Annotated in this window: 14 protein-coding genes and 1 pseudogene; all 15 read left to right on the forward strand. The window is 46.8% G+C overall.

The window, feature by feature from the left end:
- Positions 1 to 131: 131 nt before the first annotated feature.
- Positions 132 to 218: pseudogene (locus tag V7R82_RS09610) on the forward strand (YSIRK-type signal peptide-containing protein); the annotation flags it as partial.
- A 15-nt stretch (positions 219 to 233) separates the two neighbouring features.
- Entirely contained in the window at positions 234 to 7,037 is a 6,804-nt protein-coding gene (locus V7R82_RS00375; protein ID WP_338542787.1) for a ZmpA/ZmpB/ZmpC family metallo-endopeptidase, read from the forward strand.
- Between the two features lie 140 nt (positions 7,038 to 7,177).
- Positions 7,178 to 8,278 (forward strand): PfkB family carbohydrate kinase, encoded by a 1,101-nt coding sequence (locus tag V7R82_RS00380; protein ID WP_338542789.1) that lies wholly within the window; start codon positions 7,178 to 7,180, stop codon positions 8,276 to 8,278.
- Position 8,279: 1 nt separating this feature from the next.
- Positions 8,280 to 9,191 (forward strand): pseudouridine-5'-phosphate glycosidase, encoded by a 912-nt coding sequence (locus V7R82_RS00385; RefSeq protein ID WP_338542791.1) that lies wholly within the window; start codon positions 8,280 to 8,282, stop codon positions 9,189 to 9,191.
- 196 nt (positions 9,192 to 9,387) lie between these two features.
- Positions 9,388 to 11,328, forward strand: a complete 1,941-nt coding sequence (locus V7R82_RS00390) for a heavy metal translocating P-type ATPase (RefSeq protein ID WP_338542793.1) — start codon at positions 9,388 to 9,390, stop codon at positions 11,326 to 11,328.
- 4 nt (positions 11,329 to 11,332) lie between these two features.
- Entirely contained in the window at positions 11,333 to 11,629 is a 297-nt protein-coding gene (locus tag V7R82_RS00395; protein WP_306486524.1) for an ArsR/SmtB family transcription factor, read from the forward strand.
- A gap of 150 nt (positions 11,630 to 11,779) precedes the next feature.
- On the forward strand, positions 11,780 to 12,712 hold the full coding sequence (locus V7R82_RS00400) for a dihydroorotate oxidase (protein WP_338542797.1): 933 nt from the start codon (positions 11,780 to 11,782) through the stop codon (positions 12,710 to 12,712).
- Positions 12,713 to 13,040: 328 nt separating this feature from the next.
- The gene (gene rpoB / locus V7R82_RS00405; RefSeq protein ID WP_422388383.1) at positions 13,041 to 16,691 is read left to right on the forward strand and encodes a DNA-directed RNA polymerase subunit beta; all 3,651 of its coding nucleotides are present in this window, start codon (positions 13,041 to 13,043) and stop codon (positions 16,689 to 16,691) included.
- 84 nt (positions 16,692 to 16,775) lie between these two features.
- Positions 16,776 to 20,411, forward strand: a complete 3,636-nt coding sequence (rpoC, locus tag V7R82_RS00410; RefSeq protein WP_070756701.1) for a DNA-directed RNA polymerase subunit beta' — start codon at positions 16,776 to 16,778, stop codon at positions 20,409 to 20,411.
- A 255-nt stretch (positions 20,412 to 20,666) separates the two neighbouring features.
- Positions 20,667 to 21,458: a hypothetical protein gene (locus V7R82_RS00415; RefSeq protein ID WP_338542802.1), complete on the forward strand. Its 792-nt coding sequence runs from the start codon at positions 20,667 to 20,669 to the stop codon at positions 21,456 to 21,458.
- A 205-nt stretch (positions 21,459 to 21,663) separates the two neighbouring features.
- Positions 21,664 to 23,172 (forward strand): lysine--tRNA ligase, encoded by a 1,509-nt coding sequence (gene lysS / locus V7R82_RS00420; RefSeq protein WP_338542804.1) that lies wholly within the window; start codon positions 21,664 to 21,666, stop codon positions 23,170 to 23,172.
- 153 nt (positions 23,173 to 23,325) lie between these two features.
- On the forward strand, positions 23,326 to 23,799 hold the full coding sequence (locus V7R82_RS00425) for an ASCH domain-containing protein (protein ID WP_291427530.1): 474 nt from the start codon (positions 23,326 to 23,328) through the stop codon (positions 23,797 to 23,799).
- An 80-nt stretch (positions 23,800 to 23,879) separates the two neighbouring features.
- Positions 23,880 to 24,164, forward strand: coding sequence for a GNAT family N-acetyltransferase (locus V7R82_RS00430; RefSeq protein ID WP_291427531.1), 285 nt, complete (start codon positions 23,880 to 23,882; stop codon positions 24,162 to 24,164).
- A gap of 4 nt (positions 24,165 to 24,168) precedes the next feature.
- Positions 24,169 to 24,693, forward strand: a complete 525-nt coding sequence (locus V7R82_RS00435) for an NUDIX hydrolase (protein ID WP_338542808.1) — start codon at positions 24,169 to 24,171, stop codon at positions 24,691 to 24,693.
- Entirely contained in the window at positions 24,690 to 25,328 is a 639-nt protein-coding gene (locus V7R82_RS00440; RefSeq protein ID WP_338542810.1) for an MmcQ/YjbR family DNA-binding protein, read from the forward strand. The genes V7R82_RS00435 and V7R82_RS00440 overlap by 4 nt, the downstream gene beginning before the upstream one ends.
- The last annotated feature ends 99 nt before the right edge of the window (positions 25,329 to 25,427 follow it).

The following is a 25,427-nucleotide window of genomic DNA, read 5'->3' on the forward strand; positions in this document are numbered from 1 at the left end:
TCTTGGAAACGATGGAATAAATTGATTTATCAATAAAATATGAGAAAATCTAGTTTAACCATATATTTATTAATTTTTTTGTGGTAAAATACACTAGCGAATAATAATTTACTAAGAAAGGGAAAAGCTCAATGAAGAAATCTAAGAGCTCTAGTAGCCTTAATACAGTCCAACGTTTTTCCGTCCGGAAATTTTCTGTTGGGATTGCTTCCGTTGTAATAGGAAGTTTTTTTGTGTCAGCGGTAGCGGCACCTGTCGTTCAGGCACAGACTGCCACGACAGTTACAAGTTCTCAACAGGTAACCAAACAAGTGTCCACTCAGTATCGGTATGTATCCATTGAAGAATTATCTTTGGAACAACGCCAAGCCATTAAAGCAGGAACCCCTAGCCAAATTGCTGAGGCAGATCAAGTCTACTATTTTGTTTATCAGGCAAATACAGGGAAAAATCATTTGCCAGTCACAGGCGAATCATCAACCCTATTAGGTCTAGCAGCAGGTGCGGCGCTGCTTGTGTTTGCCGTTGGCTTAGTTCGTGATAAGAAGAAGGCTTTGACTAGTCTGATGGTTATAACCATGACGGGACAGGTTTTGCTGGCCCCAAGTTTACAGGCGGTTGAGACGCGTCTACTAGAACAGTTTAATCAAAGCTTTCAAACACCTGTGGGGCAAGCATTACCTGATCCAAAGTTAAGTATTGAAGGTTATGACTATGTAGGGTATTTTCCTGCCAGTGAGCTAGAGCAAGTGGGACCTAATGTTTCTAGTAATAGTGCAATTAGTGCAACGAGCAACCTCGAGTCAGTAGCTTCTTCAGAATCCTCCAGTGGAACATCCACGCGAGTAAGTAGTGAAAGTCCTCTGGTGTCAGTGCAATTTGAGACACCAAGTGCCGATAGTACGCCGACACTGCAACCAGAGGAATCGAGCGCCAACGTGACACCGGTGTCAGCGACCAAACCTGAAAAGCAAAACACTAGCACGGTTCCAGCGGAGAAACCGAGCACCAACGCGACACCAGCGCCAACGCCACCAGCAGAGAAACCGAGCACCAACGCGACACTAGCGCCGACGCCACCAGCAGAGGAACCGAGCGCCAATGTGACACCAGTACCAACGCCACCAGCGTTGGAACCGAGCACTAGCGTGACACCAGCGCCAACGCCACCAGCGTTGGAACCGAGCACCAGTGTGACACCAGTACCAACGCCACCAGCGTTGGAACCGAGCACCAGTGTGACACCAGTGCCAACGCCACCAGCGTTGGAACCGAGCACCAGTGTGACACCAGTACCAACGCCACCAGCAGAGGAACCTAGTGTCAACCCGGCTCCAACATCTAATCCTCCGAAGCCTTTTGAGTATAGAGTCTTAAATTTGACTTTGGAGTTGGCAGAAGCTCAAGTGGATGACCTAGAAGTGGCTGTCACGGAAGGAAAAACCCCTAGTTCAATTGCCTCTTTCAAGGAGGAATTCTATAAACTGAAATCCCGTCTTACAACGCTTGTCAATAAGGTAAAAGAAATAAAGGCTGCACCTGAAGCTGCAGATCAGTCAACAATTGATAGCTTGGCTCAAGAAGCGCAAGAGTTAGTTAATCGTACTAAGAACTTGTCTGACGTTTTAGTAAGTCAGGCAGACAAATCGCCATTAAAAACTGCTATGGCAGCATTGGCAGAGCAAGTAAAAACAGCCAAAGCTCTTGACTTAAGCGATAAGACGCCAAGTAGCCAACAGGCCTTGGCTGATGAAATTCGCAAAATACAAGCAACACTCCAGAATGCTCAGTCAGTAGTGAAGGATTCTGAAGCAACAGATGTTGATGTAGACGCGATGACTCGGTCAGTAGAGAACCAAGCCAAATCCTTGGAAGCTGCCGTCAAGGCTCTCCAATCTAAGGCAGATACACAGGCGCTAGCAGCAGCTGTGACTTTACTAGATGCGCCTGTTGATACAGACCAGAAGACACCGAAAAGTATTGCGGATTACCAACATGCGCTAGATTTATTGAGAGACAGTCTAGAAGCTGCTCGTGCTCAAGCGCAAGCTATCTTAGCGGACCCAGATGTTAAGCAGGAACAAGTGGATAAGGCCTTGGTAGCAGTAAATGAAGTGCAGGCTAAACTTGATCAAGCTAAAGCTTTGCTACGGCAACAAGCAGATAAGTCCGCCTTAGAGAAAGCAAAAAATAATCTGGAACAAGCGATTCAAAAACCAGTTGTGACAGATCAGAAACGACCAAAGACCGTTCAAACTTACCAAGCAACAAAAGACCTTGCCTTGCAATTGAGCCAAGAAGCCGCTCAACTATTAAAAGATCTTAACGCTACTCCAGAAGAGGTTTTGGCAAGTACGGAAAAAGTCAACAAGTCTTTCCAACAGCTAGAATTAGCAGAAGCGGGCATTTTGGATCTTGTGGACAAAGCGGATTTACAACGAGCTCTGGCACAGTTGAATCTACCAGTTGACACGACAGGTAAAACAACACGCAGTGTGAATAATTTCAGCCAGGCACTTGCTGGGCATCAAGCTACTATTGATGAAGCAAAAGCTAATGCTCAAGCTTTGATAGCTAATCAAGATGCCACACCAGAAGAAGTAGCCTCCGCAATCGAGGCTGTGGAAGCCGCTCAAGCGCTGAAAGACCAAGCGCAAGCTCTCTTAATGGACCGCGCGAATAAAGAGACACTTGGCCAACAGGTTGAGGCAGCACAAGAAGTTGTCGCCAATCGTTATACGCCAGCTAGCTTCCAGAAAGTTGCTGACCAGCTCAAAGCTACTCAGTCCGTTTTAGAAGATGACGATAGCAGCCAAGAAGCGGTTGACCAAGCGACTCAAGCCCTTCGAGAGGCCTTAGCGCAATTGGAGCAGGTAGAACCTAAATATACAGCTGTTAACGTTGAAGCACCTGCATCTGATTTATTTCGGGTCGTCACCGTGCGTTATCAGCTAGAAGACCCTAACCAACTTTACCGGGGAGGCAAGGTACAAGTCTTCCAGGGGGATCGTCTAGTTAAGACAGTCCCAATCCAAAATTTGACCGCAAATATTGATGGGTTGGATTATCATGTGTCTTATCGTCTCCATACTGTGATGGATTATGAGAACCAGCAAGGTGCTCAGTCGAAAGATCAGTTAGAGGATCAAGCAATAGAGTTAGATTTGAAGAAGATTGAGCTCAAACAAATCAAGGGTGTGCAGCTCTTCCATCGACAAGCTGACGGTAGTCATCAGTTGGTGGCTAGTTTGAGTCAGGTTCCATCTGATTTAAATAATTATTATGTTAAAGTACAGTCTGACCGCTTCAAGGATGTCTATTTGCCAGTTGCTTCTATTGAGACAGTTAGTCATGAGGGTCAGTCTTATTATCAAGTGACTACCCAGGCTCCTGAGCTAGTACAAAATCAAGGCGGCTCAAGTGACTATCACCAAGGCTATCAATTCCTAGTTGGTCAAGAACGTCCAGCGGATGGGAATGTGCATTATAGCTTTAAGAGCTTGCTTGAAGCTATACGCCAAAACCCAGCTGGAGACTACATACTGGGTGCCAACCTATCAGCGTCCGAGGTCAGCTTAGCAGCCGACGCGACCGCCTACTTTGTGGGAACCTTCACTGGGACTCTATCCGGCCAGACTGCAGACGGCGCGCAACATGCTATCTATAATTTGGTTGCACCACTCTTTGATCAGTTAAACCAAGCGACTATCAAGCATTTAGACCTTAAACAAGTGGCCATTGAATCAGGTAATTCTATGGCTGCGCTAGCCAAGCGGGCGACTAATTCGATAATCAGTGATGTGGCAGTTTCTGGGCGCGTGTCAGGGACGACCAATGTAGCAGGTATTGTTCATACGGTTGTAGGTGGTAGCAGGCTTGAGAATGTTCGATTCCAAGGTGAGATTAGCCAGAGTGGCCAGCCTAACCAGGCCCAAGAAGTGGGTGGTTTAGTCGGCCTACTTGAACAATCCAGTGTTACTAACGCATATGTCGATGCCAAGCTGAACGTAAATCTAAACGCGCAAAGTGCTCGTGCGGGTGTCGCCTTTGGTCGGGTTGTGTCCAGCCAAGGTAAGGCAATAGTCAAGAATGTCCTTGTTAAAGGAAGCCTTACTAATACAGGCTCTACCGTTCAGGGTCGAAGCGGGGGACAAGTAGGTGGGGTTGTTGGCTCTACCTGGATGAATGGGCGTTTAGAAAACATTATTTCAGACGTGGCAGTCACTAACGGCTACCGTGTCTACGGGGATAATGGGGCTATTTCAGAAGGCTATATCCGTAATGATCAAGTGGCTTGGAAGATGACCGAACGTGTAACCGGTGTGGAAGAACCAGGCTTTAACCCTGTTAAGGCTAGTCAGGCTGATGTGGACAAATTAGCTAGTCAACTAGAGGCGGCCGGTGGGGTCCTGACGGATACTCCTGCGAGCTCTTATGTCGATCAAATCAACCAACAAGCAACCGATTATAGTCGTTTGGCTAATTATCAAGCTGATCGTGCTCAGGCCTATGCCAACATGGAGAAACTCCTGCCATTTTATAATAAGGAGCAAATTGTTAAGTATGGGAACTTAGTGGCGCCAGACAGCAAGTTGGCGACTCAGGTGCTCTTGGCGGTTACGCCAATGCAAGGTAATGCTTTTGTGACGGACTACAACCAAGCAATGGACCGGATTATGTTGCACTTTGCTGATAAATCAGTGCAATACTTGGCCTTAGGTGCGAAATCTGAGTTCAAACAAACAGGCGTAGTTGAGTATCAACTAGAGGATTCAGGTCTCATCTATACACCTAACCAAGTGTTGAAATCAGTAGATGATATTATGAATGCAGTCCTAGATATCATGAAAGAGACAGGTTTATCATCTGACGCTGTTTGGCAAGCCGCAGGTGTCAATAGTCTCTACACAGATGTAAGTGCCAGAGTCAAAAATGACCGTCGCACCGTCTTAGAGAACAAACTTGGCCGACCAGCGACTGAGGATGAAATTGTAGAAGATTTAGAAGTCTATCGTCGTGAACAACGTGCCTATCAGATTGAGACACTCTTCTTCAATGCGACCTTTGGTGCCTTCCAAGATACGTTAGCCAATGACTTGGTGAAGATTATTCGTCAGGAGGCCAACTACCTAGGAGATAATGAGCAGGCGCGTGCTGCTTTGATCCAGAAACTCAAGGATAATCGAGGGGCCCTGCTCTTGGGTTTGGCTTATCTCCAAGACCACTACCGTATTAATTTTGGAGAACATAACCTAGGGGAGATTGCCACCTATCAGTCAGACTTCTTCGGTAATCAAAAGAGCATTATTGATAAGCTGATTAGTATTGGAAGTCAGGGTGTTCAAACCTTGCGTTCTAAGAATAGCGCCAAGACATACAGCAGAATCTTAAGTGCTGACAGCAAATTACCAACGGTTCTTGATTATCTAACTTATTTCCGCGAGTTATGGACCAAGTTTGATCAATACGAATGGTTCCGAGATGCAACTAAGGCTAATGTTACCATGGAGGAACGTCCGTCTCTTGAAGAAGGGCTAAATAAATCTCCTTATAAGGTCTACGATCGTCTATCTGTGCCGGATTATCGTGATTACATCTTGCCTTTACTCAACCTTAAGAAGAGTCGAATTTTCTTAGTATCCAATGTTTTATCGCTAACCCTGGGGTCGACAGATCGTCGTCCTTACCTAGCGCCAGAAGAGTTTGACAAACGCGTTAAGACTTTAGCTGATCGTCAGCAAATGCACGTTGATACCTGGTATCGTGTAGCCTTACCAACTGTCAAAGAGCGCATGGCTCGTAAAAATGCTATGCTAATCTGGGATGGTTATGCTAATGGCAAGAACGGTGGTTGGTATGATAGGTTAGGCAATGACACCTCCAATCGGCCAGTTAAATATCCATCTATGGGTATTAAGGAATTCTTTGGTCGAATCGATCGTTTCTATGAAAACAATGGAGCTGGAGCATATGCTGACACTAGCAATGGTGTGTATTTTGTCTTCACAGATATTTTATCCGACTACGTTGGAACGTCCCACTATACCCATGAGCTAGTCCATAATATGGAAAAATCAGTCTATCTTGGTGGAAACAGCTGGCGTCCGGAGGAAGTCTGGGAAGAATATGCTCAAGGGCTCTTGCAGTCACCTGAGGGACCAGAGTATGATCATATTGGGCTTAATACCTCCTTTGACTGGAGCGATAAGACGAACCGTCTCTATAACGCGACACCATCACGCTTCCAGTCTGCAGATGACTGGGGTCAATATGTCCACCGACTCTTCGATATCCTCTACTTGCTAGACTATGCTGAAGCCAAAGCAGTCTTAGAAAAGGGTCCAGATGCCATGAAACAATGGTTCAACCGCTTCATTAATGTGCCGAATGGGCCTAACCATGTCAATAATAAGGTAGTAGAGATTAGTGATGAAGAGTGGACAAACTTTAATATCCAGTCGATTGATGACTTCATTGATCGTAGCTTAGCGCCAAAACGCTACTTCCGTAATGGTTTTGAGACGGATCGCAACTCTTATGAACGAGTTAATATGTTCCATCCAATGTACGGGACAGGCCAAAATGATAAAGGCTCACCAGGCGGTTGGTGGTTCAAACGAATGGCTTGGGAACTGATGGGTTATAAGGGTTATAAAGATGGTTTTATCCCTTATGCTTCCAACCAATTAGAACGCCAAGCTAGAACGGATGGCCAGACCCTAAATGATAACTATATTATCCAGAAGATTTCTAACGGCGACTTCCAAGATCTTAATGCCTTTAAGAAGGCTATGTTCAAGGAGCGTCTGGATAAGGTAGCTAATGGGGCAACGCTTCGTCCTGTTACAGTACGCAATCGTCAAGTGACTAGCTTGGCGGATATTGAAGCGCTGATGAAGGAAGCTGTTGACAGAGTGCTATCAGCTCGTCAGACGGGTAATATACGGAATGATGTCTATAACTTGAAGAAGGAAATCTATCTTGAACTATTCAAGGCTTCGAATGACTTCCGTCAATCTATTTTTGCCAACGAATAGAAAGCAGAAAACGGCAGCTAAGGCTGCTGTTTTTTGTAGTTTGGATGAAATATAATAGTCTCCCTTGCTTTTTAAGGGCAAAAAGAGTACCATATAGACAAAAGTTATTTTAGAGACAACAGTCTAGAAGGGCGGTGCCTATGTTAACGCCTAATGAAGCCAAGGTGCTTGCCTTGATTGAGGAAGACCCTTTCCGCACCCAGCAAGAATTGGCGACATTGATGGGAATTAGTCGGTCAACGGTAGCCAGTTTAATCTCGGCCTTGACCCAGAAACATCAGCTTCGCGGACGAGCTTATATTTTGAATGAGGCGCGGCGAATTTATTGCATCGGTGGGATGAATATCGACCGTAAATTTCGTCTAACCGGCGCAATCCAGTTCGGTACTAGTAACCCTGTCACCTCAACTCTCAGTGTGGGAGGCGTAGTCCGCAATGTAGCTGAGAATTTAGGGCGACTCGGTCAATCGGTTCAATTGCTATCCGTAGCGGGACTTGATCAGGATTACGACTGGATTAAGCAACAGACTCAGGCCTATGTGGATATGAGCCAAGTAACGCAAATCCCAGAGGTGGCAACGTCAACCTACAGTGCTATCTTGGATGAGTCCGGGGATATGCAATTGGCGCTAGCCGATATGGCGATTGCCGACCAGATGGATTTAGATTGGATTAGTCAATTTGCTCCAAGGCTTAAACTAGCAGATTACCTGATTCTGGATTTGAACTTGCCTTTAGCAACCGTGACTTATTTGATTCAACTTGCAAAAGCTGAATCAATTCCGCTTGCCATTATCCCGGTCAGTGGGCCCAAGATGAGCCATTTGCCAGAAGATTTGAGTGGCGTTAGTTGGCTCGTTGTCAATGAGGATGAATCCATCAGTCGCTTTGGCAATTTGCCTGCTTCAGACTTAGTGGATGCCTGGTTGGCAACTGGTGTCTTGCAAGTGGTCATGACCAGAGGGACACGTAGTAGTTTCTATGGACATCAGGATGGCATCCGCCAGGAAGTCCAGCCTCTCCTAGCGCAAAATGTAGTAGATGTAACGGGGGCAGGTGATGCCTTCTCTGCTGGCCTTCTCTATGGCCAGTTGACAGGGCATGATGCTAAGACATCTATTTATTATGGGATGGCCAATTCCTATCATACGGTTCAAGTCAAGCAAACCGTTCGACTCAATCTCTCTGCTAGCCAGTTGGAGAGTGACTATCAGACATTAAAAGAAAGAGGTTTAGCCTAAGATGAAAAACTTATTATCTATTAGTAAAGAAGTACAACACGCTTTAGATCACAACTTACCTGTTGTCGCTTTAGAATCTACTATCATTTCTCACGGGATGCCATATCCACAAAACGTTCAAATGGCTAAAACAGTAGAACAAATTATTCGCGATAATGGCGCCGTGCCAGCAACAATCGCCATCATGGATGGTCAGTTTAAGATTGGTTTAGAAGAAGCTGATTTAGAACGTTTGGCTAGCGAGAAGCCGGTTGCTAAGGTATCTCGCCGTGACTTGGCAGAAGTCTTCGCAAAGGGCATCTTAGGGGCTACGACAGTCGCAACGACCATGATTGGAGCGCATTTAGCGGGCATCAAGGTCTTTGTAACCGGCGGAATTGGCGGTGTGCACCGTGGCGTAGAAGAAACCATGGATATTTCTGCTGACTTAGACGAATTAGGTCAAACACCAGTGACGGTTGTTTGCGCGGGCGCCAAAGCTATCTTGGATTTGCCAAGAACTTTGGAATATTTGGAAACCAAAGGGGTGCCTGTAGTGGGCTACCAAACGGATTACCTACCTGCCTTCTACACACGGACTTCAGAATACAAGCTCAACAGTCGCGCAGACAAGCCAGAAGAAATTGCGGCCATGATGGACTACTCTGAAGCGCTTGGCCTTAAGGGTGGGATTTTGGTGACGAATCCAATTCCTGCTGAGCACGAAATTCCACATGAAAAAATTGATGCCATTATCGATGCGGCGGTTAAAGAAGCAGATGAAAAGGGGATTCGAGGCAAAGATAGCACGCCATTCCTATTAGCTAAGATTGTAGAGTTAACAGAAGGAGCTAGCTTAAATACCAATATTCAATTGGTTTATAATAACGCCAAATTAGGGGCACAGATTGCTAAAGCCTATCAAGAACGTTAAGCTTATTTATGGCAGCCGGGACATCTAGTCCCGGCTTTTTGTATATGATGTTAGTGGGAATAGAGTGATGCTGGGCATGATTTTATGTTGATTGGTCGATGGTTAACTAGAAGGGCTTGACTTTTCTACTAGATATCGTATAATAAAATCACAAGCAGTTGAATAATTGTTCAAACGATATGGAGGAGGGGTTGAAATGTGCTCTCATCATCACAATTCTCATGCACATTCGCATCAGCATCAGCACCATGACCATGCTCATGACCGTGTTCATGCATTTAGTTGGACCGTTTTTGCCTATATGCTTGGTCTCCTTGCTTTCATCACAGGGCTTCTTCTAGGGCAAGGTTCCCTACTGGCTAATGTGCTCTATAGCTTGACGGTAATCCTGTCTGGCTATCATGTCCTAAGTGAAGGTTTGTTAGAGACTTGGCAGGCTAGTTACAAAGCGCGCCGTTTTTGTCCGAATACTCACTTGCTAATGGGGCTGGCGGCTATGGGTGCTATGCTTATTGGGCAATTCCAAGAAGCAGCCTTGCTAATTTTGATATTTGCTGGTGCTCATTTTCTGGAGGACTATGCAGAAGCTAAATCTAAGAAGGAAATGACCAGTCTCTTGGGTATGCAGCCGCAAGAAGCGCGCCTTTTGGCGGAAGATGGAAGCGTGACGATTGTGGCAGTGCAAGACTTAATGGTTGGTAACCGAGTGCAAGTATTGAATGGCGACCAAATCCCCATTGATGGCAAAATTGTGAGTGGTCAGGCGGTCGTTAATGAAGCCATGATTAATGGTGAGAGTATGCCGCAAGAAAAAAGCGTAGGGGATTCAGTCTATGCCGCTACCCTCAATGGTAATAGCAGCTTTGTCATGCAAGTAACAAGGTTGGCAGATCAAACTACTTTTGCCAAAATCCTTGGTTTAGTCAGGGAGGCGCAGGCTAAACAAAGTCCGGTTGCGACCCGAATTCAGCGTTTGGAGCCGCTCTATGTTAAGGGGGCACTCCTCTTCACGGCTTTATATGCGCTTGTGATGGCGTTAGGGACTTCGCTTTCATTACATGAAGTAGCCTATCGAACATTGATTATGCTCATTGCCCTTTCGCCTTGTGCTTTAGCAGCCAGTGCCATTCCGGCTACCTTATCAGCTTTATCGAATCTGGCTAAACAAGGGGTGCTGGTCAAGGGTGGAAGCTACCTCAATCAAGTCTCGGGACTTGGAGCCATCGCTTTTGACAAGACGGGGACTCTAACCCAGGGTAGACCTCAGGTGACGGACACCATCTTATCGGCTGAAGCTGAGAAACTATTGGCTGTCTGGGTGTCCATGGAGCGTCAAGCTAATCATCCTCTAGCGCAGGCCATTGTGTCTCATTATGCTAGTTTGCCTGTTCTAGATATAGAGGTAAGCAATAAAATGGGGCAGGGTCTCTATGCTGATTATCAAGGTCACAGCTATCAGGTGGCTAAGCCGACTGCCTTTGAAGCGGTGGAGCCAGACTACGATCGGCAATGTCGAGAATGGGAAGGACAGGGCAAGACGGTAGTCTATTTGGCTCAAAACCAAGAAGTCATAGGGGCGATGGCCCTAATGGATATTGCCAAAGATGACGCCCGCCAAACCTTGGACTACTTTAAGCAAGTCGGTGTTAAAACCGTCATGTTAACAGGGGATTCCGAGTTAACGGGGCAGGCTATTGGCCAGCAACTAGGAATCCAATCTGTTCAAGCCCAAGTCATGCCTGACCAAAAGGCCGTCGAAATCCGAAGCTTAATGAATGAACATGGGATTGTTGCTATGGTGGGAGATGGCGTCAATGATGCACCTGCCTTAGCTAGTGCTAGTTTAGGGATTGCGATGGGGCAAGGGACGGATGTAGCCATGGAAACGGCGGATGTGATTCTCGTTCGAGATCAACTTCAGTCTCTGTCTTATCTGCATCGCCTTGCCAAGAAGCATGACCGGATTATCTGGCAGAATATTGGCTTTTCCATGTTAGTTGTGTTAGCCTTAGTACTAATGAATGTCAGCCAAATTTCCAATATCGCCCTCAGTGTAGTGGGACATGAAGGTTCCACACTGCTGGTTATATTGAATGGGCTACGACTCCTAGTACCCTTATCCTCACGAGGTGAATGAATAAATGTATGACGAGCAAGTAATTGAAGAACTAGCACAATTTTTTAAAGCAGTAGCGGACCCTTCCAGACTCAAACTCTTGCTACATTTAATGAAGCAAGAAGCCAATGTGAATGAATTAGCTGAGGCGACTGGCTTAACTCTTTCGGGGGTCTCCCACCAACTTAAACTTTTGAAGTTAATGAAGTTGGTTAAGGCTAGTAAACAAGGTAAGTATGTCTATTATAGTTTGGACGACGACCACGTTAAACACATCATCACAGACTCTCTGACGCATTTGTCTGAGGAACGCCCTGAATAGCGGACAGGCGGCTTTGGCTGCCTGTTTTTTCGTGGCAACCAGAGATGCGAACGTTCTGTTGAGAAAAGTTAACAATTTTCGCCTTAGGCATTCTGTTAGTCTTGGACTTATGCTATAATAGGTAAAATTTTAGAAAGAGATGGTGGCCAAATGACTGTCGAGACAAGCTTCTTAGGGAAAAACTTAGCTAATCCCCTCATGAATGCATCGGGGGTTCACTGTATGACGGTGGCCGAGATGGATGAGTTAGCGCAAAGTGCGGCTGGAGCCTTCGTAACCAAAACAGCAACACGAGATTATCGTGCAGGCAATCCCCAACCTCGTTATGTGGATGTGCCTCTGGGCAGCATTAACTCTATGGGTTTACCCAATGAAGGATTAGCTTATTACCTAGACTATTGCTTAGCGCGCCAGGATCAACAACCCCTACAATTCTTGTCGGTAGTAGGTCTAAGCTACGATGAGATTGTTGAGAACCTGCGTACTATAGAGGCTAGCGCCTATCAAGGGGTGACAGAATTCAACTTGTCATGTCCTAATGTCCCAGGCAAGCCTCAAATCGCCTATGACTTTGAATTGACAGAGCGACTCTTAACAGAAGTCTTTTCTTTCTTCACTAAACCGCTAGGGCTTAAGTTGCCGCCTTACTTCGATATTGCCCATTTTGACCAGATGGCAGCTATCCTTAATCGTTTCCCGCTGACCTATGTTAACTGCGTCAACTCAATTGGGAATGGTCTCTATATTGATGTCGACAAGGAGCAAGTAGTGATAAAACCCAAGGGAGGTTTCGGGGGTCTAGGCGGAGATTATATCAAACCAACCGCTTTGGCTAACGTACGGGCCTTCCATCAACGTCTCAATCCAACTATTAAGATTATTGGCACCGGGGGTGTCAGAACCGGTCTGGATGTTTTTGAACATATTCTTTGTGGGGCTAGTTTAGTTCAGGTAGGGACGGCCCTTCACCAAGAAGGCGTAGGCATCTTTGAGCGTCTGCTCGCTGAGCTGGAGGCTATTATGGAAGCAAAGGGCTATAAGAGCTTAGATGATTTCAGGGGTAAATTACGTGAGATTGACTAAGTTTAGTAGATAAACAATCACCGAGCCCTTTGCTCTGCAGAGGGCTCGATGCTTGGGTTTAAGAGGCTAGTCCCCCTTGACAAAAGGACTTGAAATCCGTATAATATTCAGATGCAAGAGTATGCACTTTAGAAAGTAAATGCGGCTTGAAATCTTGTCCAAGCCGGTATTTGAGGCCTAAACAACATGTAACGTCACTCCAAAGAGTTGTTCTGTTGTCTTTTTTTTGCGCTTCAAAGACCGAAAAATGTCATTTGTTAACAATTATTAATAATTGTAACCTTAATGTAAAGTGGTGTTCTTAGATTATATTATAGGGGTGAATCGCTTGAGTCATATCGTGAAATACGGTAAAAAAGCTGAGCGTCGAAGCTATGCGCGTATCGACGAAGTCTTAGAGTTGCCGAACTTGATTGAAATCCAAACGGATTCCTACAAATGGTTCTTGGATGAAGGGCTAAAAGTGATGTTCGAGGACATTTCGCCGATTGTCGATCATTCGGAGAACTTGGAACTTCATTTTGTAGACTATGAGTTCAAGGAAGCTAAGTATAGCTTAGAAGAAGCTCGTAGCCATGACGCTAACTACTCAAAACCAATCTATGTAACCTTGCGCCTGTTCAACAAAGAGACAGGTGAAGTCAAAGAACAAGAAGTCTTCTTCGGGGACTTCCCAATCATGACCGAAATGGGGACCTTCATTATCAACGGGGCGGAACGGGTTATCGTTTCTCAGTTGGTACGTTCTCCAGGTGTCTATTTCCACGACCGTATGGACAAGAAAGGCCGCCACAGCTATACTTCTACGGTTATTCCTAACCGTGGGGCTTGGTTGGAATTTGAATCAGATGCTAAAGGGATTGCCTATGTCCGCATTGACCGGACCCGGAAGATTCCATTGACTGTCTTGATGCGTGCCTTAGGTTTTGGTTCAGATGACGAGATTTATGATATCTTCGGCCAATCTGAGCTCTTAGACTTAACTATCGAGAAGGATGTTCACAAAAATATTCAAGATTCTCGTACGGAAGAAGCCTTGAAGGACATTTACGAGCGTCTCCGTCCAGGTGAACCTAAGACCGCAGAAAGCTCACGTAACCTCTTGGTTGCACGTTTCTTCGACCCACGTCGCTATGACTTAGCACCTGTAGGTCGATACAAGATTAACAAGAAACTCCACCTCAAGAACCGTTTGATTGGCTTGACCTTGGCAGAAACCTTGGTTAACCCAGAAACAGGCGAAGTGCTCTTTGAAGAAGGAACGGTCTTGGATCAAGAACGCGTTCAAGCTTTGATCCCTCATTTAGAGTCTGGCTTGAATAAGGTGACCCTCTATCCTTCTGAAGATAGTGTGGTAGCTCAACCAATCGATTTACAAATTGTTAAGGTTTACTCACCTAAGAACCCAGAGCAAGTGATTAACTTAATCGGCAACGGGAATATTGAGAAGATTAAGTGCTTGACGCCAGCTGACATTATTGCGTCAATGAACTACTATCTCTACTTAGACCAAGGAATTGGTGTTACAGACGATATCGACCACTTGGCTAACCGCCGTATTCGTTCAGTCGGTGAATTATTGCAAAACCAATTCCGTATCGGGCTATCCCGGATGGAACGGGTAGTGCGTGAGCGTATGTCGCTCCAAGACGTTGCGACCATCACGCCACAACAATTAATTAACATTCGTCCAGTGGTAGCGGCTATTAAGGAATTCTTCGGTTCCTCCCAGTTGTCACAATTCATGGACCAAGTTAACCCACTCGGGGAATTGACCCACAAACGTCGTCTATCAGCCTTAGGGCCTGGTGGTTTGACGCGGGACCGTGCCGGCTATGAAGTGCGGGACGTTCACTACTCTCACTACGGTCGTATGTGTCCAATCGAGACGCCAGAAGGTCCTAACATCGGGTTGATTAACAGCTTGTCTTCTTATGCGAAGATTAACAAGTATGGTTTTATTGAGACGCCTTACCGTAAAGTGGACAAATCGGTTACGCCACACCGTGTCACGACCGAAATTGACTACCTAGCAGCGGACGAGGAAGACTTGTATGTAGTAGCCCAAGCCAACTCTAAACTCAATGAGGACGGAACCTTCGCGAAAGACCTAGTTATGGCGCGTTTCCGTTCACAAAACATTGAGGTTAACGTTGACCAAGTAGACTACATGGACGTGTCACCAAAACAAGTTGTCGCTGTCGCGACTGCTAGCATTCCGTTCTTGGAAAACGACGACTCCAACCGGGCCTTGATGGGTGCCAACATGCAACGTCAAGCTGTGCCACTTATTAATCCGCAATCCCCACTGATTGGGACTGGGATGGAATATAAGGCAGCGCACGACTCAGGGGCTGCGCTCCTATGTAAACGCGCCGGTGAAGTGGTTTATGTCGATGCTAACAAGGTTCGCGTACGTACACCAGAAGGTGAAGTTGACGAATACCGTCTAACTAAGTTTGCGCGTTCTAACGCAGGGACCTGCTACAACCAACGCCCAATCGTAGAATTAGGCGACCAAGTTGATGCTTTGGAAATCTTAGCAGATGGTCCATCTATGCAAAATGGGGAAATGGCCCTCGGTCAGAACCCATTGGTAGCCTTCATGACTTGGGAAGGGTATAACTATGAGGACGCGGTTATCATGTCTGAGCGTCTAGTCAAAGACGATGTATATACCTCTATCCACATTGAAGAATACGAATCAGAGTCCCGTGACACCAAGTTAGGGCCTGAAGAAATTACTCGCGAAATTCCAAACGTTTCCGAAGATGCCCTCAAGTACTTGGACAAAGACGGGATTATCTGTATCGGGGCGGAAGTAAAAGACGGCGATATCCTGGTTGGTAAGGTAACGCCAAAAGGTGTAACTGAGTTGTCCGCGGAAGAACGCTTGCTCCACGCTATCTTCGGTGAGAAGGCGCGTGAAGTACGTGATACTTCCTTGCGTGTGCCACACGGCGGGGGCGGGATTGTCCACGACGTTAAAATCTTTACCCGCGAAGCTGGCGACGAATTGGCACCAGGTGTCAACAAGCTGGTCCGCGTCTACATCGTACAAAAACGTAAAATTAACGAAGGGGATAAGATGGCCGGTCGTCACGGTAACAAAGGGGTTGTCTCCCTTATCATGCCGGAAGAAGATATGCCATTCTTACCAGATGGTACCCCAGTTGATATCATGTTGAACCCGTTAGGGGTTCCATCCCGTATGAACATCGGGCAAGTCCTAGAGTTACACTTGGGGATGGCTGCTCGCGAAATGGGCATCAAGATTGCAACACCTGTCTTTGACGGTGCTAGCGAAGAAGATGTCTGGGAAACAGTTAAGGAAGCTGGCTTAGAGGCTGACGCTAAGACTATCTTATATGATGGTCGAACCGGTGAACCATTTGACCGTAAAGTCTCTGTTGGGGTTATGTACATGATTAAGTTGGCCCACATGGTCGACGACAAGTTGCATGCTCGTTCAACAGGTCCATACTCTCTGGTTACCCAACAACCATTGGGTGGTAAAGCTCAATTTGGTGGGCAACGTTTCGGGGAGATGGAAGTTTGGGCCTTGGAAGCTTATGGTGCCGCTTATACCCTGCAAGAAATCTTAACCTACAAGTCTGACGACGTAGTCGGCCGGGTGAAAACCTACGAAGCCATCGTCAAAGGTCAACCAATTCCACGTCCTGGTGTGCCGGAATCCTTCCGCGTCCTTGTTAAGGAATTGCAAGCCTTAGGTTTAGATCTCAAAGTTTTAGATGAACATGATCAAGAAATCGAATTACGCGATGACGACGATGAGGATGAAGTAATCAACTTCAATGCCCTCGACCGCTATAAGGCTGATCAAATGGCCCACCATCATGCAGCAGAAGCCGAAGATGAAGGTGAAGAACCAAAGACTGAGATTAACCTTGACGAACAGGCAATCGCGGAAGACTTGATCGATTCAGCGGTTGAAGACGAACTCGATTCATTAGACTAAGTTTTAGGAGCCCCTAGCCTAGCAAGTCTAGGCTAGGCTGGCAATCCTAACAGAACAATACAAAAGAAAGAGGAGGTCAGCCCTTTGATCGATGTAAATAATTTTGAAGCGATGCAAATTGGCCTAGCGTCTCCAGAAAAAATTCGGAGTTGGTCCTATGGTGAGGTCAAAAAACCTGAAACTATCAACTACCGGACGCTAAAACCAGAAAAAGACGGCTTATTCTGCGAGCGCATCTTTGGTCCAACTAAGGACTGGGAATGTAGCTGTGGAAAGCTCAAACGAATTCGCTATAAGGGTCGGGTCTGCGACCGTTGTGGCGTCGAAGTAACGCGTGCCAAAGTCCGTCGCGAACGGATGGGGCATATTGAGTTGGCAGCGCCTGTCACTCACGTATGGTACTTCAAAGGAATCCCAAGCCGGATGGGCTTGGTCTTGGACATGAGCCCACGACTCTTGGAAGAAGTTATCTACTTCGCTTCATATGTTGTAATCGACAGCGGTGACACCCCATTAGAACGCAAGTCTCTCTTGACTGAGATGGAATACCGTGAGAAAAAACGCGAATACGGTGACCGTTTCTATGCCAAAATGGGGGCAGAAGCCATCAAGGAATTGTTGGATGCTGTTGATTTAGAAGCAGAATGTGCGGAATTAAAGGAAGTGCTCAAGACCGCTACAGGTCAAAAACGGATGCGAGCGATTCGTCGCTTGGACATCTTAGATGCCTTCCGTTTATCAGGCAACAAGCCATCATGGATGGTCTTGGATGTGCTGCCGGTTATTCCACCAGATATTCGTCCTATGGTCCAATTAGAAGGTGGCCGGTTTGCAACAAGTGACTTGAACGATCTCTATCGTCGAGTAATCAACCGTAACAACCGTCTCAAACGTCTCTTGGACTTGGGCGCACCAAACATTATCGTTCAAAACGAAAAACGTATGTTACAAGAAGCGGTCGATGCCTTAATCGATAACGGTCGTCGTGGCCGTGCCGTAACAGGTCCAGGTAACCGCGCGCTCAAGTCCCTCTCTCACATGTTGAAAGGGAAACAAGGTCGTTTCCGTCAAAACCTTTTAGGGAAACGGGTCGACTACTCTGGTCGTTCGGTAATTGTCGTGGGGCCAAACCTTAAGATGTACCAATGTGGGTTGCCAAAAGAAATGGCCATCGAACTCTTCAAGCCTTTCGTTATGAAAGAATTGGTGGAACGTGGTATTGCTGGCAACATTAAGAATGCTAAGCGCATGATCGAAACACAAGATACTGCCATCTGGCCAGTAATTGAAGAAGTTATCAAGGAACACCCAGTTCTTCTCAACCGGGCACCTACGCTCCACCGTTTGGGGATCCAAGCCTTCGAACCAACCTTGGTTGAAGGTCGGGCAATTCGCTTGCACCCACTGGTCTGTGAAGCCTACAACGCCGACTTTGACGGTGACCAAATGGCCGTTCACGTCCCATTGTCTGAAGAAGCTCAAGCTGAAGCGCGCTTGCTCATGTTAGCGGCACAAAACATCTTGAACCCTAAAGATGGTAAGCCTGTTGTTACGCCATCTCAGGACATGGTCTTGGGGAACTACTACCTGACCTTGGAAGAGGCAGGGCGTATTGGTGAAGGTTTGGTTGTAAGTGACGTCTCTGAGGCAGAGATTGCTTACCAAAACGGCTACGTTCACCTCCACACTCGGATTGCGATTCCTGCTAAGGCTTTAGTTGGTAAGCCATTCACTGATTGGCAAAAGGAACGTCTCATGGTAACGACCGTTGGGAAATTGCTCTTCAACGAAATCATGCCACCAGAGTTCCCTTACCTCAATGAGCCTTCACACGAGAACTTAACTGAGAAGACACCAGATAAGTACTTCTTAGAAGCTGGGGTAAATGTACCAGAAGCGATTGCGGCGATGGACTTAGTCCCACCATTTAAGAAGAAAGACTTAGGGCGCATTATCGCGCAAGTCTTCAAACGTTTCAAGATTACCGAAACTTCTGTTATGTTGGACCGCATGAAGAACTTGGGTTACAAGTTCTCAACTCGTGCCGGGATTACTGTAGGGGCGGCCGACGTATTACGTCTGGAATCTAAGGGTGAAATCTTAGAGAAAGCCCACAGCCGTGTTGACAACATTACCAAGCAATACCGTCGTGGTTTGATTACAGACGACGAGCGTTACGAATCCGTTATTCGGACATGGGAACAAGCTAAGGATCAAATTCAAGAAGAATTGCGTAAGTCCTTGCCACGCTTGAACCCGATCGCGATGATGTCTGACTCCGGGGCCCGTGGTAACATCTCTAACTTTACCCAGTTAGCTGGGATGCGGGGGAACATGGCGGCGCCATCTGGTCGAATCATTGAATTGCCTATCACCTCTAACTTCCGTGAAGGTTTGTCTGTCTTGGAAATGTTTATCTCGACCCACGGGGCGCGTAAAGGGATGACCGATACGGCCTTGAAGACCGCCGACTCTGGTTACTTAACTCGTCGTTTGGTTGACGTGGCGCAAGATGTCATCATCCGTGAAGACGACTGTGGTACCGACCGTGGTATGACGGTTCGTGCCATTATGGATGGTAATTCCGTCATTGAATCTCTGGAAGAACGTTTGATTGGGCGTTACGCACGTAAAACGGTTCGTCACCCAGAAACAGGCCAAGTATTAGTAGAAGCTAACCACATTATTACGGAAGACATGGCAGATGCCATCGTGGCAGCAGGGATTGAAGAAGTAACCATTCGTTCAGTCTTCACCTGTGATACCAACCACGGGGTATGTAAGAAGTGTTATGGTCGCAACTTAGCGACTGGTTCTGAAGTGGAAGTCGGCGAAGCAGTGGGTACCATTGCCGCTCAATCCATCGGGGAACCTGGTACCCAGCTGACCATGCGTACCTTCCACACCGGTGGGGTTGCGGGTGGTGGCGATATCACCCAAGGTTTGCCACGTATTCAAGAAATCTTCGAAGCTCGTCATCCAAAAGGGCAAGCAACGATTACTGAAGTGGCCGGGATTATTGAATCAATTGTTGAGAAAGAATCCGACCGTAGCCGTGACATCACAGTTAAGGGCGTGACGGATACCCGTACTTACAATGTGCCTTACACTTCCCGTCTCAAGGTTGCGGAAGGCGACAGCGTAGAACGTGGTCAAGCCTTAACTGAAGGTTCAATCGATCCTAAGGAATTACTCCGCGTAACCGATGTCTTGACCGTAGAAAACTACTTGCTCCGCGAGGTTCAAGCAGTATACCGTGGTCAAGGGGTAGAAATCGGCGACAAACACGTCGAAGTAATGGTTCGTCAAATGTTGCGTAAGGTTCGCGTTATGGACCCTGCTTCAACTGACATCTTGCCAGGTGCCTTACTGGATATCTCAGACTTCGCCAAGGCTAACACTAACGCTATTCAAGCCGGTGAAGTGCCAGCGACAGCTCGTCCAGTCCTCATGGGGATTACCAAGGCTGCCTTGGAAACTAAGTCCTTCATCTCTGCTGCATCCTTCCAAGAGACAACTCGTGTCTTGACTGATGCTGCTATCCGCGGTAAGAAAGACGCTCTCCTTGGTCTTAAGGAGAACGTTACAATTGGTAAGTTGATTCCAGCCGGGACCGGGATGACCCGTTACCGTAAGTTGGAAACCAACATTCAACCACCTGTTGTCGAGGCGGAAGACGAAGACATTGAATTAGAAAATCAAGCACCTGCTAAGGCCTAGACCTTCAAGTGCTAAGCCAATAGGCTGGGAAGATTCCCAGCCTATTTTTGTATTGGAAAGGGCCTGAATTTTCCCTAGGAAATCGAGTTTTAGAGATAGGATATTGTCCGAAAGATAGTGGAACCGATTCTCTAAAAGTTCCAAAAATACCCGATATTATACGGACGATCAGACAGAAAAATGGCCTAATTTTCGATTATGTCAGTGTTATTTTGCTAGTGATATGCTATAATAGAGGCAAAGGGAGGTGCTCACATGGTAACAAAAGAGCTGATTCAACAACGCGCTGTTTTCCTAAGTACCCTTTGTCGAGATTTGGAGCAGGAGTCCTGGGTAAGAGGTTTTTTTCTAGCTGGCCACACGCTTCAAGGTCAGGACGATCCCTACTCAGATATCGATCTCCGTCTTATTGTCATCGACAAAAAAGCCAAGCGCCAGGTCTATGAATGGTTGGCGACATGGTCACCTGATTTACTCTTTATTGAAGAGCTAAATGACGTCAATGCCTCCTTTTACTTTGAGCATTTTATCAAGTTGAAAGTGCTGGCCTATTATGCTTCAGAACTTGAGCCAAGCATCTGGTTCAAACAAATTCAAGTCATTTGGGACCCGGAAGGCATGATTGAACCGATGCGACAATCTTCCTTGGCCTTGGAATTGTCAGTCAATCAGGCCATGATTGACCACTATTTGACCAAGTACTACGCCCACCTCAATACCTTATGCAGAGGTATGATGCGAGGCGAGATTAACTACTGCATGCAATGCATCTTGATGATGCGCAATATTTTGTCGGCCCTCTGGTGCCTAGAAAAAGGCCACTTGCCCAACGATATTGGCGACTGGTCTCGCTATGAAGGCGCCCGCTCAGTTCTCAGCCAATCCCAACAGCAATGGATGCAGAAGGTGATTTCGCTGGACAAGCAGTCAGTCCGTCATTTCTGCCTGGATGCTAATCAACAAATCAAACAGGTCTTAGTACGATTTGGTTATGATACCCACCAGTTTGACCGGCTGACCCTCCATGTCTTGGAAGAGACTCACTAATTGGCTTATTCTCTTACGCCCACCTAGCTTGCTAGGCCAATCGGATGCCCCCGTATTGGTCCGCAAGCTAGGTGGTTTGCTTGTCTACTGCTATTTTTGTCTGCTTAGGTGAAAAAGTCATGACATTTAGGCTTTTTTCAGGTACAATAAAGACGTATGGGCTTTTTTGATAAGAGCCGTCAAGACAGCATTAGGAGGAAATTAAATGACTGAACAACATCAAGATGTCCAGGCTGAACTTAACGACCAGCTTTTGGTTCGTCGTGAGAAAATGGCCCAAATGGCAGAAGCGGGCGTAAACCCTTTTGCGGCGGGCTTTAGCCGGGACCATTTATCTGCCCAAATCTTGCACGAATACAGTGAGGTTGACAAAGAAGCTTTAGAAGAAAAGAAAATCCCTGTTCGTGTGGCAGGCCGTATGGTCTCCAAACGTGGTAAGGGTAAGGCTGGTTTTGCCCATCTCTTAGACATGGATGGCAAGATTCAAATTTACGTCCGCCAAGATTCAGTAGGTGAAGATAGTTACCAATGGTTTAAGGCCGCAGACTTGGGCGACATTGTCGGCGTTGTCGGCTATGTCTTCAAGACCAATACAGGTGAGCTTTCGGTCTTCGCCCAAGAATTCCATCCCCTAACCAAGGCCTTACGTCCTCTGCCAGATAAATACCATGGCTTAACCAATGTAGAGCAACGTTACCGCCAACGTTACTTGGACCTTATTAGTAACGAAGAAAGCCGCGAACGCTTTATCTTGCGTTCTAAGATTGTGCGCGAAATCCGCCGTTTCTTAGACGACCAAGGTTACTTGGAAGTTGAAACACCAGTTCTGCATACCATCGCGGGTGGGGCAACCGCTCGTCCATTCGTAACCCACCACAATGCCTTGGATATGGAGCTCTATCTCCGCATCGCGACTGAGTTGCACCTCAAACGCTTGGTAGTTGGTGGGATTGAGAAGGTTTATGAGTTAGGGCGGATCTTCCGTAATGAAGGGATTGATACCACCCACAACCCAGAATTTACCACTATCGAATGTTATACGGCTTACCAAGTTTATACAGATGTCATGGACTTGATTGAAGGCATGCTGAAGAAGGTAGCTGAGCGTGTCCTCAACAAGACTAGCTTGGAGTATCACGGTCACACTATTGAGTTAGGTCAACCTTGGGCTCGTCGCCATATGGTAGACTTGATTAAAGAAGTTACAGGTGTGGACTTCTGGCAAGCCATGGACTTCGACCAAGCCAAAGCTTTGGCTAAGGAGCATGGTGTAGAACTCAACGACCACGATACTACTGTGGGGCATGTCATCAATGCCTTCTTCGAAGAGCACTGTGAAGATAAGTGTATCCAACCAACCTTCGTTTACGGCCACCCAGTGGAAGTATCACCATTGGCACGTAAGAACGAAGAAGACCCACGCTTCACTGACCGTTTCGAGCTCTTCATTGTAGGTAAGGAATACGCCAACGCCTTCACAGAGTTGAGCGATCCAATTGATCAACGTCAGCGTTTTGAAGCGCAAATGGAAGAAAAGAACAAAGGGAACGATGAAGCTCAACCAATGGATGATGAGTTCATTGAAGCGCTGGAATATGGGATGCCTCCAACTGGTGGTTGGGGCTTAGGGATTGACCGTCTGGTAATGCTCTTCACGGGCGCTACTGCTATCCGCGACGTCCTCCTCTTCCCAACTATGCGCCACCATTCATAAGATTTGAGGAGACTGGAATTGATTTTCCAGTCTTTTTTATGTAGGGGCCAAAAGTGAAGAAATCAGCACTAATTAAAGAGTCTTCAGTTTTTGTGAGAGGCGAATTTGGCAAAAGATGCTATAATAAAAGAAAAAGGTCGGGAGGCGAGCGAGATGCGCAGTGAAGTCATGTGGCAGGATTTTTGTAGGCGTCAGGGGCTGGCAAAGGATACGCCCTATGAGGCTTTTAGTTTCGGTGGACCGGGCAGTGTCATTGCGGACCCCTTGGCTCAGCTGGTCATGGCGGGCAAGAAGACGGCCACCTGCTCAGCCAAATTGCTCTATGAGGTAGAGGATGAGCCCCTGCCGGAAGTTGGAAGCTATAGCGTGATTCTGAATAGCCGTAACCAGGCTCAATGTGTCATTCAGACCACGGGGGTGGTCACCATGCCCTATGAAGAAGTGACCGAAGCTTGGGCTAGAAAAGAAGGAGAGGGCGACCTTAGCCTAGAATATTGGCGCCAGGCCCATTGGTCTTTCTTTGAAGCAGAATTTCGCTTAGTCAATCAGGTTTTTACCCCTGAACAGGAACTGGTTTTCGAAGAGTTCCAGGTAGTTTATCGCTTGCCAGAGGCGAGCTTAGGCTGATTTACTGGCTCGAAAAATCCAGACAGAAAAAGACCAATATATCATATATGATATATTGGGAAAAATAAGGAGGAGAAAGAATGGAATTTGTAAGAACAGAAAGAGGATTTGAAGGCTATAATGCAGCAGGAGAGGTCGTGGCTGAGATTACTTATCGGCCGACAGAAGATCCCAAGGTAGTCATTGCCGACCATACTTTTGTGGACGATAGTTTGCGTGGCCAGGGTGTCGCCCAAGAACTCTTGGACACCTTAGTAGCGGCTATGAAGGCTGAAGGCAAAAAGATTAAGGCAGAATGCTCTTATGTAGTAGCTAAGTTCCAACGTGACTCGCAGTATGATGCGGTCAATGCCGATAAGGACTAGTCGGATGCCAGAAGTATGGGAACTAGTCGATGTCAATAAGCAATTGACTGGCATCAGACATTTGAGGGGGCAAGAAGCCCTCATCCCACCAGGTCATTATCATCTGGTGGCGCGCGTTTTGGTAATGGATGCAAAGGGTCAGATTCTACTGACCCAGCGTAGTCATGGTAAGGCCCATTATCCTGATTATTGGGAATTTGGCGCCAATGGCTCAGTTTTGGCAGGCGAAAGCTCGGAACTTGCTGCTTGTCGCGAGTTGTGGGAGGAGACAGGGATTAAGGTGTCGCCCCATGACTTGGTCTGGTTGGAAGACTATCGCTATGATAATTGGTGGCTAGATATTTACGGAGTTGTTTTAGCGGATCTGGCGCCCGCCCTTGTTTTGGACCCAGAGGAAAATCAGGCCTGGGTTTGGCTTGCGCCAGACCAGTTGGAGCAATGGCAGGCCAAACTTGTGCCGGGCGACTGGGAACGTTGGCAGGCAGTTGCCAGCAAGTTGTTAGCATTGAGAGAGGAGGTTGACAAATGAAGATAAAACTAGGTCAGCCTTTGAGCCAGGCCACACTAGCAGAATGGGGTTTTGAAAATGGCCAGGCGCGCCATGTCTTGGCCGAAGGGGAATTTGAGCTTCGAATGACTATGTCAGACCAGGAGCTAGAACTGGTGGTCTATGATTTGGCCATGGAGGAACCCTACACCTTGTTTGAGGTAGCCAGTGCCAGTGGGGCGCTGGTAACAGCCCTACGCCAGCAAGTGGATGATATTCTCAATCGGATTTTAGGCCAGCAGATTCAAGACAATCCGCTAGTAGAGCGATTGGTGGAGCATGTGAAGGCGACTTACGGGCTGGCACCAGCCCATCCCTTTAAGCGCCATCCGGAAATAATAGGCTTCAAGCTGCCGACGGTCGATAAGCTATTTGGTATCTTTTTGCCGGTCGACTATTGTCGGCTAGATAAAACGAGTTCGCGGTCTGACCAGGTGCTGGTGCTTAATCTTAAGGGCCAGCCCGACCAAATTCTTGAGCGCATCGATAATTGCCGCTATTTCCCTGCCTATCATATGAACAAGAAACATTGGTTTAGTGTTCTGCTAGATGCACAGACGGATTGGAATCAGCTGACCAGTTTGTTAGCGGAAAGCTATCGCTTAGTTAAGAAATAAGGACATAAGAAGCCCTGCTCTCTAGTAGGGCCTTTTACTTTTAACAGAACTGCTAACAGAACTGCTCAAAAATTCGAGCCAATCGCAAAAAAGTCTCCA

Source organism: Abiotrophia defectiva ATCC 49176, assembly GCF_037041345.1.
Lineage (GTDB): Bacteria > Bacillota > Bacilli > Lactobacillales > Aerococcaceae > Abiotrophia.

Coding starts and splice junctions, on each gene's coding strand:
- V7R82_RS00430 (WP_291427531.1), top strand. CDS start 23,880: ATGGAATTTGTAAGAACAGAAAGAGGATTTGAAGGCTATAATGCAGCA.
- V7R82_RS00415 (WP_338542802.1), top strand. CDS start 20,667: ATGGTAACAAAAGAGCTGATTCAACAACGCGCTGTTTTCCTAAGTACC.
- V7R82_RS00380 (WP_338542789.1), top strand. CDS start 7,178: ATGTTAACGCCTAATGAAGCCAAGGTGCTTGCCTTGATTGAGGAAGAC.
- V7R82_RS00425 (WP_291427530.1), top strand. CDS start 23,326: ATGCGCAGTGAAGTCATGTGGCAGGATTTTTGTAGGCGTCAGGGGCTG.
- V7R82_RS00435 (WP_338542808.1), top strand. CDS start 24,169: ATGCCAGAAGTATGGGAACTAGTCGATGTCAATAAGCAATTGACTGGC.
- V7R82_RS00390 (WP_338542793.1), top strand. CDS start 9,388: ATGTGCTCTCATCATCACAATTCTCATGCACATTCGCATCAGCATCAG.
- V7R82_RS00400 (WP_338542797.1), top strand. CDS start 11,780: ATGACTGTCGAGACAAGCTTCTTAGGGAAAAACTTAGCTAATCCCCTC.
- V7R82_RS00385 (WP_338542791.1), top strand. CDS start 8,280: ATGAAAAACTTATTATCTATTAGTAAAGAAGTACAACACGCTTTAGAT.
- lysS (WP_338542804.1), top strand. CDS start 21,664: ATGACTGAACAACATCAAGATGTCCAGGCTGAACTTAACGACCAGCTT.
- V7R82_RS00395 (WP_306486524.1), top strand. CDS start 11,333: ATGTATGACGAGCAAGTAATTGAAGAACTAGCACAATTTTTTAAAGCA.
- V7R82_RS00440 (WP_338542810.1), top strand. CDS start 24,690: ATGAAGATAAAACTAGGTCAGCCTTTGAGCCAGGCCACACTAGCAGAA.